Origin of the sequence: Parapedobacter sp. 2B3 (assembly GCF_041925275.1) — a bacterium.
Classification (GTDB): Bacteria; Bacteroidota; Bacteroidia; order Sphingobacteriales; family Sphingobacteriaceae; genus Parapedobacter; species Parapedobacter pyrenivorans_A.
This window is the reverse complement of record NZ_JBHEUZ010000012.1, coordinates 99,004-117,726: the sequence shown is the minus strand read 5'-3', so window position 1 is coordinate 117,726 and position 18,723 is coordinate 99,004. Positions and strand designations below refer to the sequence as shown.

The following is an 18,723-nucleotide window of genomic DNA, read 5'->3' as shown; positions in this document are numbered from 1 at the left end:
CCTACAAACATAAAAATTTGCGGTGTATATTAGCTCATCGGACGATGAACGATTCACGATCCATGATCCGATGAAACCGCAAGCAGGTTTCCTAATTGCATGGCCGTTCGGGTCAGGTTGTCGGCGGTGGCTGCCAAGGCATCGCCCAGCGGCGCTGGACGATTGCCAATGGCCAGCAGCATGTCGAAATAAGCGGCAAGTCCACTGCTTACCTCCATCGGTATATTACCCGCTAGGCCAACAACGGGTATTCCCTTCCGCTTGGCCCTCCGGGCTACACCATAGGGGCCCTTGCCCTGCAGCGTTTGGTTGTCGATGCTGCCTTCACCCGTAATCACCAAGCTGCTCATCGATAAGGATGCGTCGAATTGGGTCAAATCGAGGAAATGATCGATTCCATTAACCAGATCCGCACCTAATAGACCGGCTAGGCCGGCGCTAGCGCCACCAGCAACCCCGCCCGAACGGTACGCAGCAATAGCTGCCCCCGTCGTCGCCCGTATTACCGCTGCGTAATGTGCCAATAGCGCATCCAATTTCACCACTTGCGCAGTGGATGCCCCTTTCTGCGGACCGAATACGCTTGCTGCGCCCATTTCGCCCAATAGCGGGTTTTCCACATCGCAGAGTACGGTGATACCTACCTGTTGCAGGCGTCCATCCAACCCCGACAGGTCAATCCGGCGCAACGCCTCCAAGCCCGCTGGCAAGTCTGTTATCTCTTTTCCCGCGTGGTCCAGAAAACACGCCCCCAGGGCCCGCAGCATACCACTACCCCCATCTACGGTCGCCGACCCACCCATGCCGATAATGACCTTGCGTACCCCGCGGTCCAACGCTGCTTTGATCAACTGACCGGTGCCGTAAGAATGGGTATGCATGGGGTCCAGTTCCGTCGGTTCCAACAAATGCAATCCGGAGGCATCGGCCATTTCGATCAGGGCGGTCTGTCTGTCTTCAATAAGTCCGAAAGTAGCGATGATGGTTCTCCCCAACGGATCGCATACCGGCACCCGGACAAGTTCGCCTTGCAGGCGGTCGATGATCAACCGGCCCGTGCCATTGCCTCCATCGCCTATCGGAAAACATTCACAGGTACACGATAAGCGGCTCGCCTGCAGTCCGCGCCGTATGGCATCGGCAGCAGCGGTAGCATCAACCGCATGTTTAAAGGCATTAGGAGCAATGAGGATATGCATTGTTTACGGGTTAACCACATTGATTGCCCGGCCTCCCATGTAGGCCTTCAGGTTTTCCTCCACGGTCCCCATCAAACGTGCCCGGGCCTCTTTCGTTGCCCACGCAATATGAGGTGTCACCAAACAATTTTTCGCTGTAAACAAGGGATTATCCGCGCATGGTGGCTCCGCGGACAACACATCGAGCCCCGCTCCAGCCAGCTTACCGGCATTGAGTGCAGCCGCCAGGCTTTCCTCCTCTACCAATGGTCCACGCGAGGTGTTCAGCAAGAAGGCACTGGTTTTCATTTTGGCTAAGGTATCGATGTTTATCAATCCCTGAGTCTTCGGTGTCAGTGGGCAGTGCAGGCTCACTACATCCGACCGCCCAAGCAGTTCATCCAACCCCACCCACTGGAAGTTGGCACGGTGCGATTGGTCTGTCTCCGTGCGGCTATGCGCTACCACCTGCATGCCGAACGCCGTGGCGATATCAGCCACCTGTTTGCCAATGTCGCCGAAGCCAATGATACCAAGGGTCTTCCCAGAAAGCTCCATTAGCGGATAATCCCAAAAGCTGAAATCAAGCGATTGGGACCATTTACCTTCCTTCACCCGGTCACTATGCCGTTGTACATGATGGCACAATTCCAGTAGTAAAGCAAACGTGAGTTGCGCCACGGATTGGCTACTGTAGCCCGGTACGTTGGTTACCACGATTCCCCGTTCCCTAGCATAGGCGATATCGATAATATTATACCCCGTAGCCAGCACACCGATATACGTTAGGTCGGGCAACTGCGCCAGCACGCTGGCATCCAGGGGTACCTTGTTGGTTAATACAGCCGTGGCCCCGGCAGCCCGCTGGGCAATATCCGCCACTGCCGTCCGTTCGTATACCGTCAAATCACCGTATTTTTCAAGGTATTCCCAGCTCAGGTCGCCGGGGTTCAATGGGTATCCATCCAATATCGTTATCTTCATCGCCTATTCGCGTTAATGAGTTATATTTGAGAACACCCAATATTAAGAAGAACCTTTCAATAAATCCTATTATTTCAACTTTTATGCGTTTCCCTTCTATAAATTTATATATTTTAGTGCCCTCCAAGGACTAAATGAACTTGATTGATGCTGATAGCTGTACTTGCAGGCCTTATTGTTTCCATCTTATACATCCCATTCGGGAAATATCTCAAGGGACGGCTGGCCATATTGGCTGCTTTATTGCCGATTAGTTTATTCTCTTATTTTGCCAGTTTCATCCCCGCCATCCAGGATGACCGCAGCATCCAATTCCACCATCCATGGGTTCCTTCATTGGGTGTCAATTTTGATTTCCATCTAGATGGTCTCTCGTTGCTGTTCAGTCTGCTGATTACCGGTATCGGATCGCTGGTATTTCTCTATGCAGCCCCCTATCTGAAGGGGCACCGGTACCTGGATCGGTTCTATGCGTACCTCAGTCTCTTCATGGCCGCTATGTTGGGCGTGGTACTCGCAGATAACGTGCTGCTCCTTTTTATCTTTTGGGAGCTTACTAGTATTAGTTCCTTTTTCCTCATCGGATTCAACAACGACAACGCGGCATCCCGCAAAAGCTCGCTCATTGCCCTTGGCGTTACGGGGGGAGGCGGATTCCTCCTGATGGCAGGACTGATCCTGATGGGCCACTTATCCGGCAGTTACTCCATCCAGGAGATGCTGGGCACGAATGAGTATTTGAAAAGCCATGCCCTTTACGGGTTGATATTGTTATTGGTTTTTGCCGGCGCATTCACCAAATCGGCCCAGTTCCCGTTCCATTTCTGGTTGCCAGGGGCGATGAAAGCACCCACACCCGTGTCGGCATACCTCCATTCGGCTACGATGGTCAAGGCGGGCGTGTACCTTTTGGCCAGGCTCCAGCCAGTGCTAGGCGGCACCGACTACTGGATGTATCCGCTTGTTGTCATTGGTGGCATCACCATGCTATACAGCGCCTTTCACTCCATCTTCCGCACCGACCTCAAGTCCATTTTAGCGTATTCTACCGTTGCCGCCCTGGGCATGCTGGTGTTCCTCATCGGCATTGGCACCGCCGAGTCGCTGTTGGCGGCATCGGTTTTCATCCTGGTGCACGCACTTTACAAGGCATCGCTATTCCTCACCGCCGGCGTCATTGACCACGAGACGGGCACCCGCGATATCACGCAGTTGTCGGGCCTACGCAAGGTATTGATGCCGCTATCCATCGCCGGTATACTTGCGGCGCTATCCAGCGCCGGCTTGCCGCTTACCTTCGGCTTCATCGGCAAAGACCTCATCTATGAGGCTACCCTGCATACCACCGGCATCTTAACCATCGTACTCACCGCACTGGCGGTGGCCACCAACGTGCTGCTCCTTTGTGCGGGCTTTCTTGCCGGCATCAAGCCGTTCGCCGGTACGCTGCCCGAGCGCTTCGGCCACGTCCATCTGCCTCATGGCCTCCTATGGGGTGCCCCGTTGTTGCTGGCCATACTGGGTGTCATCTTCGGTTGCGTCCCCTGGCTGGCCGATGCCGCCCTGCTCAACCCTGCCGCACAGGCCATGCACCAGTCGGCCATCGATTCGCCGTTGAAGATATGGCACGGCTTCAACCTGGTGCTGCTGCTCAGCGGCATCACCCTGGCACTGGGTACGGTACTTTACCTGGCACGGCGTCCCTCGGCCGCAAGCCTGGCCGGCATTGAGCGCTACAATACGTGGGGGCCCAAGCACGTAATCGGCCAGCTGGCGCGGTTTGCCCGCAAAATAGCCATCCGGTACACGCGCACACTGCACAACGGTTACCTGCGTGCATATCTGCTGCGCATCATCGTGGCGGCCGTTCTATTATTTGCTGTCCGGTTGGTTACCGGCGGACCGGTACGGTTCACCCTCGACAGCCTGTCGCCTGTCAGCAGCTACGAAATCGTGGTGGCGGTCATCCTCATCGCGGCAGTGTACATCACCGTCACGGCGGCTTCACGCCTTACCGTGGTGGTGGCCACCAGCGTGCTCGGCTACTGCGTGTGCCTGTTGTTCGTCTTTTACAGCGCCCCCGATCTGGCCATGACCCAGTTCAGTATCGATACCCTTACCGTCGTGCTGTTCGTGCTGGTGCTGTTCCGCCTGCCGCCGTTCCTCAATTTTGCCAATAGCGGTATCAGGCTGCGCGACGGGCTGGTCGCCTCGTCTTTCGGTCTCGTCATCGCGTTAATCGCCATACAGGTACTGAACCAGCCCGTTGATCAGGAGGTCAGCAAGTTCTACGGCGACAATGCCTACACCTTGGCGAAAGGGAAGAACGTCGTCAACGTGATCCTGGTGGATTTCCGGGGGCTCGACACCATGTTTGAAATCGTGGTATTGAGCATTGCAGCCATCGGCGTGGTCAGTTTATTGAAGTTACGACTTAAAGCATCGGAGAAAGAATAATATGAATAGTTCCATCTTAAAGACCGCATCGAGTTACCTGCTGCCCATTTTGCTGCTTTTTTCGATATTCATCCTGTTGCGGGGGCACTACCACCCGGGCGGTGGCTTTGTGGGCGGCCTCATCGCCGCCATCGCCTTTGTGCTGCATAGCTTCACCCACGGCAGCGTCGCCACGCTCAAGCTGCTCCGCACCCATCCCAACGCGTTTATCCCCCTGGGTCTCGCACTGGCGGCACTCAGCATGTTTGCGCCCATGCTTGGGGGCGAGCCCGTGATGACGGGCCTGTGGTTCGACGAGCCTTTCCCCGTAATCGGTATGATTGGCTCGGCGCTATTTTTCGATCTGGGGGTGTACTTGGTGGTCATCGGCGTGGTCCTCACCATCTTATTCACCATTGCGCAATATAGCGAGTAAGCCATGGAAATTGTTTTCATCATACTCATCGCCGTACTGTATGCCGCCGGCATATTCATGCTCCTCCGGCGCAGCATGGTCAAGCTGCTCGTGGGCATCACCTTGTTGGGCAACGGGGCCAACCTGCTCATTTTCCTGTTGGGCAACATCACCAAGGGCAAGCCGCCGGTCATCGATAGCGCTGCCAAGCTGTTCACCGATATTTATGCCGATCCGGTGCCCCAGGCCCTCATATTAACGGCCATTGTGATTGGCTTCGGCATCCAGTCCTTCGCCATCGTTTTACTCAAACGGGTTTACGTATTGGTCAATTCGGATGACCTTGACGATTTAAATACACCGGAAGAAGAAGATATATGATCGATAACACCATCGTTTTTCCTGTTGTTGTCCACCTGTTCACGGCCATCCTGCTGCTGTTCTTCTGGCGTAAAACAATCGCCCACCGCGTCATCAGCATCGCGGGTAGCACCATCGGCATGCTGGTGGCCATCCGGCTGTTTGCCAAGGTGTGGGATGATGGCATCCTCACCATGCAGGCCGCCGGGTGGGACGCCCCCTTCGGCATCACGTTCGTAGCTGATGTCTTCAGTAGCAGCATGGTGCTCCTCACGTCGTTTTCGGGCCTCGCCGTTTCCGTATTCTCCGCCACCGGCATTGCGCGCGGCCGTATCATATACGGCTATTTCCCCATCTTCCATTTCCTGCTGATGGGGCTGAACGGCGCCTTCCTTACGGGCGATATCTTCAACCTCTACGTGTGGTTTGAGGTCATCATCATCGCCTCGTTTGTGCTGATGACCCTCGGCGGCCGCAAGGCACAGATTGAGGGCTCGGTAAAGTACATGGCCATGAACATCCTGGCCTCTACGTTTTTCCTCACCGGTATCGCTATCCTCTACGGCATTACCGGCACCCTCAACATGGCCGACCTGTCGCTCAAAGTGGCCGCACTGGAAAACCGGACCCTCGTAGACATCACCGCCATCTTCTTCATCATCGGCTTCGGCATCAAATCGGCCGTGTTCCCACTCTATTTCTGGCTGCCCTCCTCATACCACACCCCGCCATCGGCGGTAGCGGCGATCTTCGGCGGACTGCTCACCAAGGTAGGGATCTATGCCCTGTTCCGCATGTTCACGCTCATTTTCATCCCCGATGAGTTTACCCGCACGCTGCTGATCGGCATGGCCATCTTCACCATCCTTACGGGCACCTTCGGTGCCGTCATCAAAAACAATATCCGGCGGATGTTCTCCTACCTCATCGTATGCCACATCGGATTCATGATCGGCGGCCTGGGTATGTTCTCGGAGGTGGCCCTCACGGGAGCGCTGTTCTACCTGTTCCACGACATCATGGTGAAAACCAACATGTTCCTCATTGCGGGGCTCATCCGCAAGCTGCGCGGCACCATGAACATGGATAAGCTCGGCGGACTGTATGCCCAATACCCGCTACTGTCGCTGGTCATCGCCATCGTGCTCTTCTCGTTGGTCGGTATCCCGCCGCTCTCGGGTTTCTGGCCCAAAATACACTTATTTGAGGCCGGCTTCATGGATAACCAGTACGCATTGATAGTGGCCATCATTATCGGTAGCTTTGCTACCTTATACGTTATCTCGTCGATGTGGGCGAAGGTCTTCTGGAAGGACCAGCCGTTGCCCGCGGCAGAGAGCGGGGCGGTGCTGACGGACGAGTTCCAGCCGTTGAGTACCTTCCGCAAATCGCTGCTGGTGGCGCCGATTGTTTTCCTGGCAGCCATTACACTCTATATCGGGCTGGGCGCCGAGAACGTCATGGCAGTGGCCAAGCACATCGCCGGCGAGATGAAAGATACCACGCCTTACATCGAGGCAGTTTTAAGGACGGATCAATCACAGTAAACGGTACAGCTATGGTTAAACATTTTCTGATGAACCTGTTACTCGCCTTTACTTGGGTCGCTTTGACAGGGGTATTGTATTACTCGAATTTCCTGTTCGGTTTTGCCGTCGGGTTTTTCCTGCTGTGGCTGATGAACCGCAACGAAAGTGACCGGCGGTACTTCAACCGCGTGCCCAAAATCATCGGGTTTATCCTGTACTTCCTTTACGAAATGGTGAAAGCCAACATCCAGGTGGCGTACGATGTGGTGACACCGAAGTTCTTCATGAAGCCCGGCATCGTGCGGTATCCCATGGACGCCAGGAGCGATTTCGAGATCAACATGCTGTCCACGATGATTGCATTGACGCCCGGTACGCTGGTGATCGACGTTAGCGAAGACCGGAAGGCTATTTATATCCATGCCATGTACATGAAGAGCAAGGAAGATTTTATCGAACAGATTAAGGAACGCGTTGAGCGGAGATTATTGGAGATTATCCGATGACATTAGACAGTTACATTCAATACGTGATTTTACCGATCCTGGCCGTATCGCTGCTGCTGGTATTCATCCGGCTCTACAAAGGGCCCACCATCGTGGACCGTGTCATAGCGCTGGATCTACTCATCACCATCGGCATCAGCGTCATCACGGTTTACAGTATCAGCACCGGCAAATCGACACTGATCGATGTGGCCATGATCCTGGCACTTATCGCCTTTTTAGGCACCATCGCGTTTTCTTATTACATTGAAAAAAGGGGGCGGAAATGATTGATATCCTCATCGGGGCGCTTTGTACCATCGGTGCAGTCGCTATTCTCATCGCAGCTGTCGGCATTTTACGGATGCCCGATTTCTACCTACGGCTGTCTGTTACCGTAAAAGCGGCCACACTGGGTGGCGGACTGTTGCTGCTCAGCGCGGCTTTTTATTTCCCGGATGAAGTGTCGGTGACCACGAAGGCGCTGGCCATTATCTTCTTCCTGATACTTACCGCGCCGGTGGCAGCCCACCTCATCGCCCGTACCGCTTACCTGATCAAGACCGACCAATGGAAAGGGACCATCCAGGATGACCTTGCTGGTAAGTATGATGAAGAGACGCATGAGCTTGAGTGAAGCCGCTCATTAATAAGAGGAAAAAACCAAACAAACGGGCGACCCTACCGTTATCCGGTTTCCCGTATCCGTGAGTAAGCCCGAAGCGGCATCCCGCTCAAAAACCACCACCTCATCGGTCTGCTGATTGGCCACCAACAGGTATTTGCCATCGGGCGACAGCGTGAAGTTCCGCGGGCCACGACCCAATACCGACTGGTTCCCCACTTTCGTCAGTTTACCCGAAGCCGTGTCTACCCCGTAGATCGCCAGGGTATTGGCATCACCACGATTGGATGCATATAGGAATTTCCCGTCGGGCGACAGCTTGATATCCGCCGCACCGTCGGCACCTGCAAAGTCCGCCGCGTTGATCGGCTCCTCCTGGATGGCCTCCCAGCCATCCCCCCGCTGCTGGTAAACCGCTACCGTGGCCGCCATCTCCTGCACCAGGTAGATAAAGCGGCCATCGGCCGAGAAAGTCAGGTGACGCGGGCCGCCACCCGGCGTGCCGGCAATAAAAGGCGCCGCCGCCAGCGGGCGGGCGGCCTCTTCCGGCCGGAAATCGTAGATATTCACCTTATCCGTTCCGAGGTCCTGCACAAACAGCTGTGTTTCGTCCGGGTTGAAAAAAGCGGAGTGCACGTGCGGTGCTTGTTGCCGCTGCAGGTCGGGGCCGCTACCCTCGTGGTGGATCTGCTGCACCATCCCGCCCAGGCTGCCCGCCGGCCCAACGGGGAACACGCTGATGCTGCCCCCCGAGTAGTTGGAAACGATGACGTGAGTACCCTCCCTATCGGTCGTTACGTGGCAGGGGTGGTCGCCCAGCGTCAGCTGCCGGTTCAGGAACGTCAGCGTGCCCGCTTGGTTATCGTAGGCATAAGCACTCACCGCCCCTTTCCCATCACCGTTCTCGTTAACGGCATACACATACTTCCCATCGGCACTGAGCGCCAAAAACGACGGGTTTTCGGATGCTATGCTGCTCACCTGTGTAGCCTCACCCGTTCCCAAATCAACATCATACACATAAATGCCTTCACTTTTTCCGCTTTGGGTGTACGTGCCAACCAAGAGGCGGGTATGTTGGGCGAGTAGCATAATGGGGGATACCGTTAAAAGTAAGTAAATCGTTAGGAGCTTCATACGCTTGTCTTCGTCAAACCCCAATATTAACAAAAATCCATTTATATTCCCGTTCTTTTTTACTTTTGCCTCTTATGTCGCTGTTACACGATTTTTATTCGCTCGACGCATTCACCGCAGACGGCCCCAAGGTATCGGCATCGATTTCGCTCAATAGCGGCCATGCGGTATTCCAAGGCCATTTCCCCGGCAACCCGGTAACGCCGGGGGTATGCATGATGCAGATCATCAAGGAGCTGGCCGAAAAGTGGGCCGCATCGCCGCTGATGCTGACCACCGCACGGAACGTCAAGTTCATGGCCATCATCAATCCGGCACAACATCCAAACATTCGGGTCGAATTGGATGTTGAAGAAGAAGGCGGGCTGCTTTCCGTGAAGAGCACCACGTCGTTTGAAGATACCACCGCACTGAAGTTCAGCGGGGTGTTCCAAAAAGTTTAGGCTATGAAAAAGCTCGTTCCGTTCCTCGTACTCGTCTGTTACACCGCGGTGGTCTGCGCACAGGACCGCGATGCGCTGCGGCTGCTTTACCGCGATGCGACCAAATCGGAAGCCCAGGCGCAAGCCTTCTATGCACCGCTGGCAACGGTAACGAAAAGCGACGACCCGGTACTGGTGGCTTACAAGGGCGCGGGACTCATGTTGCTGGCCCGTTACGAAAAACTGACGGCGCGGGGGGCCAAAGTGAAAGAAGCCGTGCCCTGGATCGAGCAGGCCGTCGCCGATGAGCCGAACAACGCCGAAATCCGGCTGATCCGCCTCAGCGTACAGGAACACCTGCCCAAGTTTCTGAAATACAACGATAACATCGAAGCCGATCGGCAATTCGTCGAGCAGGCGCTGCCCGAAATAGAAGATGCCGGTCTCAAAGCCATGATAAACGGGTATTTCGATTCGTTTTCAACCGACTGAAGAATAAACCTGAATGACCAGTAACGAGGTATTCGTTTCCATCAATGGTTGTGTAATCATTCCCACCTACAACAACGCCAAAACACTGCCTAGAGTATTGGACGGCGTCCTTCGGCATACGTCGGCACAGCGGGTCATCGTGGTGAACGACGGTTCGACCGACACCACGACCGAGGTCCTGGTCGGCTATTGCGAGATAACCGCCATCCACCTGCCGCGCAACAAAGGCAAAGGCAACGCGTTGCGCACTGGCTTCCGCGAGGCCACCGCCCGCGGCTTCGAATATGCGGTCACGATCGATTCGGACGGCCAGCACTTTCCGGATGACATCCCGTTGTTCGTACGCGCCATCGAGGCCGATGGCCCCGCCCTGCTCATCGGCGACCGCAACATGGAGCGCGAAGGTATACCGGGCAAGAGCAGCTTCGGCAACCGGTTTTCCAATTTCTGGTTCCGGTTCGAAACGGGCATCAGCCTCTCCGACACGCAGTCGGGTTTCCGCCTGTACCCGCTCACCGAACTGCAGGACATCCGTTTCTACACCACCAAGTTTGAGTTTGAGGTGGAGGTCATCGTCAAGGCCGCCTGGCGCGGCATCGCCGTGCGCAACATCCCCATCCGGGTGCTGTATGATCCCGCCGAGCGGGTGTCGCACTTCCGACCCTTCCGCGATTTCACCCGCATCAGCATCCTCAACACGTGGCTGGTGTTGGTCATGCTGTTCTACATCCGGCCGCGCGACTATTTTCGGACTTTCCGGGAGAAAGGGTTCCGCCGTTTTTTTCTCGAAGACCTGTTACACAGTGACGATACGCCCCTGAAGAAAGCGTCGTCAGTCGCCCTGGGCGTATGGGTGGGCTTGTCGCCCTTCTGGGGCTTCCACACGCTGTTGGTATTGTTCCTGGCGGTGGTGCTGCGGCTCAACAAGCTCATTGCATTTGCCTTCTCCAATGTGAGCCTCCCGCCGCTCATCCCGTTCATCATCTACGCGTGCCTGCAAATCGGCACCGCGCTGCTCGGCACGCACACCGGCGATGCATTCCATTGGCAGGATATCGGCACCTACCGGCCATTCATCCAGCAGCACCTCCAGGAGTATGTGTTGGGAAGTTTGGTGCTCGCTACGGTCAGTGCCGCCGTATTGGGAACGGGGAGTTATTTTTTGCTGACATGGAAGAACCGCAAGTAGTGTGATGGTGAGCCCGTGGGGTTGCCGGAAATCTGCTACCTTTGCCCAAATACAAGATACGCACGTTGGCTTCGTTTTTTTATTCCATATACCGCTACCTTCAGCAACACCGCACCGTGTTCTTCCTTACCGTGCCGTTGGTGTTCGCGCTGCTCGCCTACTGGGCCAGCCGCATCCGGTTCGAAGAAGACATCACCAAGCTCATCCCTACCGGCGAAGGCAGCGAAACCATCACCGCTGTGCTGCAATCGGCCAACTTCGCCGATAAGACCGTCATCCACATCACCGCTACCGATACAGGCAATACCGCCGCGCTAAAGGCCTACGCCGACAGCTTCGCTACGGCCATCGACCACGCTGCCGCCGCCTACATCGGGCGGTTGCAGGTGCGGCTGGCGGACGACCAGCTCGGCGAGCTGATGGCCTTGGTGTCGGGCAACCTGCCGCTCTTCCTCGATGAAGGCGATTACCGCCGCATCGATTCGCTGCTGCAGCCCGACTCGCTGGCGGCCATCGTGGACCGCACCTACCGGGCCATCACCGCCCCCCAAAGCTTCGTTACGGCACCCATGCTTAGGCAGGACCCACTGGGCATCACGTTCATGGGCCTCCGCAAATTCCAGCGGCTGCAGTCGGGCAAGGGCATCGCGCTCGATGACGGCTACCTCCTCGCCGGCGGCGGCAACCACCTGCTCGCCTTCATCACCACCACGGCTGGTGCCAGCGAAACCGCCCGCAATACCGAATTCATCCGCATCCTTGATAGCACCATTAACGACCTCAACACCACGTTTGCCGGCCGCGCCGCTGCCGAATATTTCGGCGCCACCGCCATGGCCGTGGCCAACGCCCAGCAGATCAAGCACGACATCCGCAATACGCTGTCCATCGCCCTTTTGGCGCTGGTGGCGCTCTTCATCTACTTCTACCGGCGGGCCACCATCCCGCTCATCATCATCCTCCCCGCCGCCTTCGGGAGCCTGCTGGGCATCGCGGTGCTTTACTGGCTCAACGGCACCATCTCGGCCATCTCCATCGGCATCGGCTCCGTGCTTCTGGGCCTTACGCTCGACTACTCGCTGCACATCCTCACCCACTACCGCGGCACGGGCGATGTGAAGCGGCTGTTTGAGAGCACCACCAAGCCCCTGCTCATGTGCGCCATCTTTACGGCGGTGGATTTCCTGTGCCTGCTGTTCCTGCACTCCGACGTGTTGAAAGACCTTGGCGTCTTCGCCGCCGTGAGCGTGCTTGGGGCCGCGCTCTTCTCGCTCATCTTCATCCCACAGGTGTATGCGCCGCGGCGCGAAGTCACGTTAAGGCAAAACACGTTCGTCGACGCGCTCGCGCGGTACGACTTCAGCCGCAACAAGTGGGTGCTCGGCATCGGTGCGCTGCTTACCCTCTTAAGCCTCTTCACCTTCCAGCGGGTAGGCTTCAATGACGACCTCGCCGCGCTGAACTACCAGCCCAAGCCCCTCCAGCAGGCCGAGCGGCGGCTCGATTCGCTCACGCAGTACGCGGCCAAGTCGGTCTACCTCGTGGCCTACGGCAACACCGCCGAGGAGGCCCTGGCGCGGAACGCCGACCTGTTCCAGCAACTGGAGCAGCTGGAAGCCGAAGGCACCATCGTCGGCTTCCAGTCGGTGGGCGCCATCGCGGCCGCCCCTGCCCAGCAGCAGGCAAAGATCGACCGGTGGAACCGGTTCTGGTCGGCCGACAAGAAAGAGCGCCTCATGGAGCAGCTCCGCAGCGAGGGTATCCGCGCGGGCTTCAACGACCAACTATACCAACCCTTTTTCGAGGCGCTCGCGCAGCCCTTCACGCCGCTGGATGATGCCGATCGGCAGCTGCTCGATACCCTCTTCCTTGCCGAGTTTATGGGCCACGGCGCAGCGCTCACCACGGTGACCACCGTGGTCAAGGCCGCCGAGGGGCAGGCATCCCAGCTCGTGCAAGCATTTACAGACAACGACAGGGGCATACTCGCCATCGACCGCAAGCAGGTGCAGGAAACACTGCTAAGCAACCTCGAGGCCGACTTCAACACGCTCTTTTTCATTGCCTCCATTGCCGTGTTCGTCATCCTCTTCCTCTTCTTCGGCAGCTTGGAGCTTACGCTGGTCACCAACATCCCCATCTTCCTCGGGTGGCTGGTTACGCTGGGCCTCATGGGCCTGTTCGGTGTCGATTTCAATGCGTTCAACATCATCATCACCACGCTGATTTTCGGGCTGGGGGTCGATTATTCCATCTTCGTTACCAAAGGCCTGTTGGAGCAATACACTTATGGCCGTGCCGATATGCCCGCCTACAAATCGGGCGTGGTGATGTCTGCCCTGGCCACCATGCTCTGCTTCGGCATCCTCGTCTTCGCCAAACACCCCGCCATCCGCTCCATTTCCATCATACCGCTTATCGGGCTGCTGGTGGTGGTGCTCATGTCGTTCTCCATACAGCCGTGGCTCTTCCGCCTGTTCATCAGCGGGCCACAGGCGAAAGGCAACACGCCCTGGCGGTTGGTCAACTTTATCCTCACTTGTTTCACTTTCGGCTACTTCTTCCTGGGGGGCATGGCCGTCAGCATCGTGGGGCGATTGCTTATCCCCGTCGTTCCCATCAGCAAGAAGAAAAAATTCAGGGCGTTCCACCGGGTATTGCAGTTGTTCTTCCACAACCTCATGTACCGTACGCCCGGCATCCGCATGGAAGTTGTCGGACGCAATGCGGACGCATACGAGCGGCCCGCCATCATCATCGCCAACCACACCTCCATCCTGGATACGCCCACCATGGGCCTGCTGCACCCCATGCAGGTGTTCATGATGAACGACCGCCAGCTGAATTCGCCGTTCTTCGGCCGCGCCATGCGGCTGGTGGGCGCCCACCCCGCATCGGGCAACCGGCCCGAGGACCTCGAGAAGCTGCGCACAAAGATCAACCAGGGTTATTCGGTTATCGTCTTTCCTGAGGGTACGCGGTCGCGCACCACAGCCATCCAGCGTTTCCATAAAGGGGCTTTTTACCTTGCTGAGCAATTGCAGGTTGACATCCAACCCGTACTGGTCCACGGCAACGTGCATGCATTGCCAAAAAATGACAATATGCTTAAGCCAGGACCCATTACTATGAAATTCCTGCCGCGCATTACACCCCATGATCCAACCTTCGGCACCAGCTATGCCGAGCGCACCAAGAAAATATCCGCCTACTTCAGGCGGGAATTCCGCATGCTGCGAAACGAGCGGGAGCCCGCGGATTATTTCCGTAAAAAATTGCTTCTCAACTTCGTGTACAAGCCGAAAGCTATCCAGCTGGAAGTCAAGGCGGTCTTCCGCCAACGCAAAGAAGACTACCACCAGCTGCTGCGGCTGCTGCCGCTCAAAGGCAATTTCCTGCACTTGGGCTGCGGATACGGCGTATTGGATTTCCTGTTGGTGTACGATAGCGCCCTGCGGCACGTTACGGGCTGGGATTCCCGCGCCGATCGGGTTGCCGCGGCCCAAAACACGTTTACCGTAAACCGGTACCCGCTCCGATTCGTTGCCGGCGTACCCGCGCCAAACGGGTATGATGTGCTTATCGTATCCATGCAAACCACCGCCCTCGATTGGGATGGGGCGCAGCTCCCGGCGTGGGTGGTGCTGGAAGATGTGGCGGCTGACGTGCCCGCGCTCCTGCGTGCCCAAGGATACGTACCGGTGCTAGAAGCGTCACCACTGGCGGTATACCGGAAAAGCGCTGGGCGGGGTGTGCTGCTTTGAAATACCCGAGAAATTATGTATTATTGCGTAAAGTAAAAAAAGAAAGGTGATATGACCGATGTTCAATTATTGACAGAAATCAGTTCCTTACCTGCCAATCTTAGACAGGAAGTTTCAGATTTTGTTGCCTTTTTGAAATACAAAAAGCAAAAAAAAACCACAGTAAAAAAGCGACAGTTCGGTTATGCAAAGGGTTATTTCAAAATGACGGAAGACTTTGATAACCCATTGGATGACTTTAAGGAATACATGTAAATGAACCTCCTTCTAGACACACATGCTTTTATTTGGTTCATGGAGGGAGACAAAACCTTGCCAAAATCCTGCCGACAAGCTATCGAAGATATACAAAATAATTGTTTTATTAGCATAGCCAGTATTTGGGAGATTGTCATTAAGTCCAGTTTAGGAAACTTAAAATTGCGTTCCGATTTCAGTCAGATGACAGATTTTTTAGAAAGCAATGAAATTGACCTTCTGCCCATAGGTTTCGAACATTTGCAAAGGCTCATTACCCTGGAGTATCACCATCGAGACCCTTTCGATCGTGTAATTATCGCCCAAGCCTTAACCGAAGACCTCACTATTGTTTCGAGAGACGGAAATTTTCCGAAGTATACAAACAATTTGCTTTGGTAATTGAACGGACGGTAGCGTGCCGAAAAAAATGAAATTTGCGAAAAAAACCAACTTTGACTAAGTTTGGTTCGCGATTAAGGAGATAACAGCGAAACGATTTCATGAGCGACGAAACGAACCCCATCCCCAACGAAGGCGGGGATAATGAAGCAGTAGACCAGCAACCGGGCGGCAGCCAAACCATCCCCTTATCGGGGCTATATGAAAACTGGTTCCTGGACTATGCATCATACGTTATCCTCGACAGGGCTGTGCCGCACATCAACGACGGCTTCAAGCCCGTACAGCGACGCATCCTGCACTCGCTGAAGGAGATGGACGACGGGCGGTTCAATAAAGCGGCCAATGTGATCGGCAATACCATGAAATACCACCCCCACGGCGATGCTTCCATCGGGGATGCCATGGTACAAATCGGGCAAAAAGACCTGCTCATCGACCGCCAGGGAAACTGGGGCGATCCCATCACGGGCGACTCTGCCGCCGCGCCGCGCTACATCGAAGGACGTCTCTCCAAATTCGCGAACGACGTAGTCTTCAATCCAGATACCACGGAGTGGCAGCTCAGCTACGATGGCCGTAACCGCGAACCTGTTACACTGCCCGTCAAATTCCCGTTACTACTGGCCCAAGGGGCCGAAGGTATCGCCGTGGGGCTGGCCACCAAGATCATGCCGCACAACTTCATCGAGCTCATCGACGCCTCGATCGACGTGCTGCGGGGCGGCAGGCCCAACCTGCTACCCGACTTCCCGACAGGCGGCCTGGCCGATTGCTCGGCTTACAACGAAGGCCAGCGCGGTGGCAAAATCCGCGTGCGCGCGAAAATCGAAGAGCGCGACAAAAAGACGCTGGCCATCACCGAGATTCCCTACGGCACGACCACGGGTGGCTTGATTGAAAGCATCGTCGCCGCCAACGACAAAGGCAAAATCAAAATCAAGAAAATCGAGGATAACACGGCACAACATGTGGAAATCATGGTCCACCTCGCGCCGGGCATCTCGCCCGATATGACCATCGATGCGCTCTACGCATTCACTTCCTGCGAAGTGTCCATATCGCCCAATACGTGTGTCATCAAGGGAGATAAGCCGCACTTCATGAGTGTGAACGATGTGCTCATCGCCAATACCAAGCAGACCAAGGGCCTCCTCAAGCAGGAACTCGAAATCCGCCTCAAAGAGCTGCAGGAGAAGATATTCTTCAGCAGCCTGCTCAAGATTTTCATCCAGGAAGGGATGTACAAGCATCCCGACTATGAGAACTCGGGCGACTTTGATACCGTGGTGCAAGTGCTCACGCAGCTCTTCACCCCATTTTTTGACCAGTTCTACCGCGAAATACTACCGGAAGATTACCGGAAACTTATCGATAAGCCCATGAGCAGCATCACCCGCTTCGATGTGAAGAAGGCAGATGAGCAGCTTGCGGCATTGGAAGAGGAAATCAAAAAGGTGCGCCACCATCTCCGTCATCTCACGGATTATGCCATTGCATGGTTCGAGCGTCTCAAAAAACAGTATGGCAAAGGCCGCGAACGGAAAACCGAGCTTCGCGCATTCGACCGGGTAGAGGCCGCCCAGGTGGCGCTTGCCAACGTAAAGCTGTACGTGAATCGTGCGGATGGGTTCGTCGGCACTGGCCTACGAAAAGACGAGTACGTGGGCGACTGCTCGGATCTGGACGACATCATCGTGTTCCGCAGCGATGGCAAATGCCTGGTCACCAAAGTGCAGGACAAGGTATTTGTGGGCAAAGACGTCATCCACGTGGCGGTGTTCAAAAAAGGCGACGACCGCACCGTGTACAACCTGATCTACCGCGATGGGAAGTCAGGCACGTCTTATGTGAAGCGTTTTTCGGTAGTGGGCGTCACGCGCGATAAGGAATATGACCTCACCAAGGGCGAAAAGGGATCACGGCTGCAATATTTCACCGCCAACCCAAATGGCGAGGCCGAAGTGATCGGCGTACAGCTCAAACCGCAGTCCAAGCTCCGTAAACTTCAGTTCGACGTAGATTTCGCCGAAGTCGCGATCAAGGGCCGCAGTTCGCAGGGAAACATCGTGACGAAATACCCCATCAAGAAAATCACGCTGAAAAGCAAGGGCGTATCCACCTTATCGGGGCGCAAGGTATGGTTTGACGAGGTGCTTAAGCGGCTCAATGCCGATGGCCGCGGCAAGCTCCTTGGCGAATTCGATGGCGACGACAAAATCCTTACGGTGATGGCCGACGGCACCTATGAGCTGACCAGCTTCGACCTGAGCAACCATTTTGACGACAAGCTGCTACGCATCGAACAGTACAACCCGCAGCAGGTATACAGTGTGGTGCACCGCGACGGTAAATCGGGCGTATACTACGTAAAGCGATTCCTGTTCGATGACCTCCCCATCGGCAAGCGCACTTCGATCATCAACGACGAGCCGGGCTCCAAATTCGTGCTCATCACAAACGCAGCGGCTCCCGTTGTACAGGTGGATATCCTGAAGGGCAAGAGCCGCACGGCGGAAACCGTTGCGCAACACTTGGCCGACATTGTCGACGTGAAAGGCATGAAAGCGCAGGGCAACCGCCTGAGCCCCCATGAAGTGGCAAAGGTGACGCTGCTCACGGCCGAAGCGGAGGCATCGGAAACACCCGAAATCGTGCCGGAGACGCCAGCCGTTCCCGAAACAAGATCGGAACGCCCCGAAACCGGAGGTAAACCGACCGAGACCAGTGAAAAAACTACCGAAACCGAGGAAAAACAAGCCGAGGTACCCAGTCCGCGGCCGAAGATCGACCTCGAAATCACCAACCCCGATGACATCCGTGTGGATGACAACGGGCAAATGGGGTTGTTTTAGCCTATTGATATACAACAATGGTTTCAGCGCACGTCTGGACGAATCCAATCTGATGCAGCATGAACCCATGGCGGCGCAACATCAACTCATGTCTGTGCAACATGAACCCGTGCCGGTGTATGCTGAACCCGGTCGGACACTTTGCGGGCAGCAAACAGGCTGCTGATGAGTGCGCTGATCAATTAACCAAATATTTGGAAATTAATGTGTAAC

Annotated in this window: 17 protein-coding genes; 14 read left to right on the top strand and 3 right to left on the bottom strand. The window is 55.7% G+C overall.

Annotated features, from left to right (window positions below):
- Window positions 1–53 precede the first annotated feature (53 nt).
- Together ACEVG1_RS14415 and ACEVG1_RS14410 are read right to left on the bottom strand one after the other, a co-directional pair.
- Window positions 54–1,199, bottom strand: a complete 1,146-nt coding sequence (locus ACEVG1_RS14415) for a glycerate kinase (protein ID WP_374744452.1) — start codon at window positions 1,197–1,199, stop codon at window positions 54–56.
- A gap of 3 nt (window positions 1,200–1,202) precedes the next feature.
- The gene (locus ACEVG1_RS14410) at window positions 1,203–2,162 is read right to left on the bottom strand and encodes a D-2-hydroxyacid dehydrogenase (protein ID WP_374744451.1); all 960 of its coding nucleotides are present in this window, start codon (window positions 2,160–2,162) and stop codon (window positions 1,203–1,205) included.
- Window positions 2,163–2,309: 147 nt separating this feature from the next.
- On the opposite strand from ACEVG1_RS14410, the gene ACEVG1_RS14405 reads away from it, so the two are divergent.
- The 7 genes from ACEVG1_RS14405 to mnhG are packed head-to-tail and all read left to right on the top strand — an operon-like array spanning window position 2,310 to window position 8,024.
- On the top strand, window positions 2,310–4,619 hold the full coding sequence (locus ACEVG1_RS14405) for a putative monovalent cation/H+ antiporter subunit A (protein ID WP_374744450.1): 2,310 nt from the start codon (window positions 2,310–2,312) through the stop codon (window positions 4,617–4,619).
- A 1-nt stretch (window position 4,620) separates the two neighbouring features.
- Window positions 4,621–5,034, top strand: a complete 414-nt coding sequence (locus ACEVG1_RS14400; protein ID WP_374744449.1) for a Na+/H+ antiporter subunit B — start codon at window positions 4,621–4,623, stop codon at window positions 5,032–5,034.
- 3 nt (window positions 5,035–5,037) lie between these two features.
- The gene (locus ACEVG1_RS14395; protein ID WP_374744448.1) at window positions 5,038–5,394 is read left to right on the top strand and encodes a Na+/H+ antiporter subunit C; all 357 of its coding nucleotides are present in this window, start codon (window positions 5,038–5,040) and stop codon (window positions 5,392–5,394) included.
- Window positions 5,391–6,920, top strand: coding sequence for a proton-conducting transporter membrane subunit (locus ACEVG1_RS14390; protein ID WP_374744447.1), 1,530 nt, complete (start codon window positions 5,391–5,393; stop codon window positions 6,918–6,920). Before ACEVG1_RS14395 ends, ACEVG1_RS14390 begins: the two co-directional genes overlap by 4 nt.
- Window positions 6,921–6,931: 11 nt before the next feature.
- Window positions 6,932–7,408 (top strand): Na+/H+ antiporter subunit E, encoded by a 477-nt coding sequence (locus ACEVG1_RS14385; RefSeq protein WP_374744446.1) that lies wholly within the window; start codon window positions 6,932–6,934, stop codon window positions 7,406–7,408.
- Window positions 7,405–7,677 carry a cation:proton antiporter gene (locus ACEVG1_RS14380; protein ID WP_374744445.1) on the top strand — a complete coding sequence of 91 codons (273 nt, stop codon included), beginning with the start codon at window positions 7,405–7,407 and terminating at the stop codon, window positions 7,675–7,677. Before ACEVG1_RS14385 ends, ACEVG1_RS14380 begins: the two co-directional genes overlap by 4 nt.
- On the top strand, window positions 7,674–8,024 hold the full coding sequence (mnhG, locus tag ACEVG1_RS14375; protein ID WP_374744444.1) for a monovalent cation/H(+) antiporter subunit G: 351 nt from the start codon (window positions 7,674–7,676) through the stop codon (window positions 8,022–8,024). Before ACEVG1_RS14380 ends, mnhG begins: the two co-directional genes overlap by 4 nt.
- Before the next feature lie 9 nt (window positions 8,025–8,033).
- On the opposite strand, the gene ACEVG1_RS14370 is transcribed toward mnhG, so the two are convergent.
- The gene (locus tag ACEVG1_RS14370) at window positions 8,034–9,149 is read right to left on the bottom strand and encodes a lactonase family protein (protein WP_374744443.1); all 1,116 of its coding nucleotides are present in this window, start codon (window positions 9,147–9,149) and stop codon (window positions 8,034–8,036) included.
- 74 nt (window positions 9,150–9,223) lie between these two features.
- On the opposite strand from ACEVG1_RS14370, the gene ACEVG1_RS14365 reads away from it, so the two are divergent.
- The 7 genes from ACEVG1_RS14365 to ACEVG1_RS14335 all read left to right on the top strand — a co-directional run bounded on the left by ACEVG1_RS14365 (window position 9,224) and on the right by ACEVG1_RS14335 (window position 18,510).
- Complete coding sequence (locus tag ACEVG1_RS14365; protein ID WP_374744442.1) at window positions 9,224–9,592, top strand: hypothetical protein; 369 nt, start codon at window positions 9,224–9,226, stop codon at window positions 9,590–9,592.
- Between the two features lie 3 nt (window positions 9,593–9,595).
- On the top strand, window positions 9,596–10,063 hold the full coding sequence (locus ACEVG1_RS14360; RefSeq protein WP_374744441.1) for a hypothetical protein: 468 nt from the start codon (window positions 9,596–9,598) through the stop codon (window positions 10,061–10,063).
- Between the two features lie 13 nt (window positions 10,064–10,076).
- The gene (locus ACEVG1_RS14355; RefSeq protein ID WP_374744440.1) at window positions 10,077–11,252 is read left to right on the top strand and encodes a DUF2062 domain-containing protein; all 1,176 of its coding nucleotides are present in this window, start codon (window positions 10,077–10,079) and stop codon (window positions 11,250–11,252) included.
- A gap of 41 nt (window positions 11,253–11,293) precedes the next feature.
- Complete coding sequence (locus ACEVG1_RS14350) at window positions 11,294–15,016, top strand: 1-acyl-sn-glycerol-3-phosphate acyltransferase (protein WP_374744439.1); 3,723 nt, start codon at window positions 11,294–11,296, stop codon at window positions 15,014–15,016.
- 51 nt (window positions 15,017–15,067) lie between these two features.
- On the top strand, window positions 15,068–15,271 hold the full coding sequence (locus tag ACEVG1_RS14345; RefSeq protein ID WP_374744438.1) for a DUF2281 domain-containing protein: 204 nt from the start codon (window positions 15,068–15,070) through the stop codon (window positions 15,269–15,271).
- Window positions 15,272–15,655 (top strand): type II toxin-antitoxin system VapC family toxin, encoded by a 384-nt coding sequence (locus tag ACEVG1_RS14340; RefSeq protein WP_374744437.1) that lies wholly within the window; start codon window positions 15,272–15,274, stop codon window positions 15,653–15,655. It abuts the gene before it with no gap.
- Between the two features lie 101 nt (window positions 15,656–15,756).
- Window positions 15,757–18,510, top strand: a complete 2,754-nt coding sequence (locus ACEVG1_RS14335; protein ID WP_374744436.1) for a DNA gyrase/topoisomerase IV subunit A — start codon at window positions 15,757–15,759, stop codon at window positions 18,508–18,510.
- Window positions 18,511–18,723: the final 213 nt, after the last annotated feature.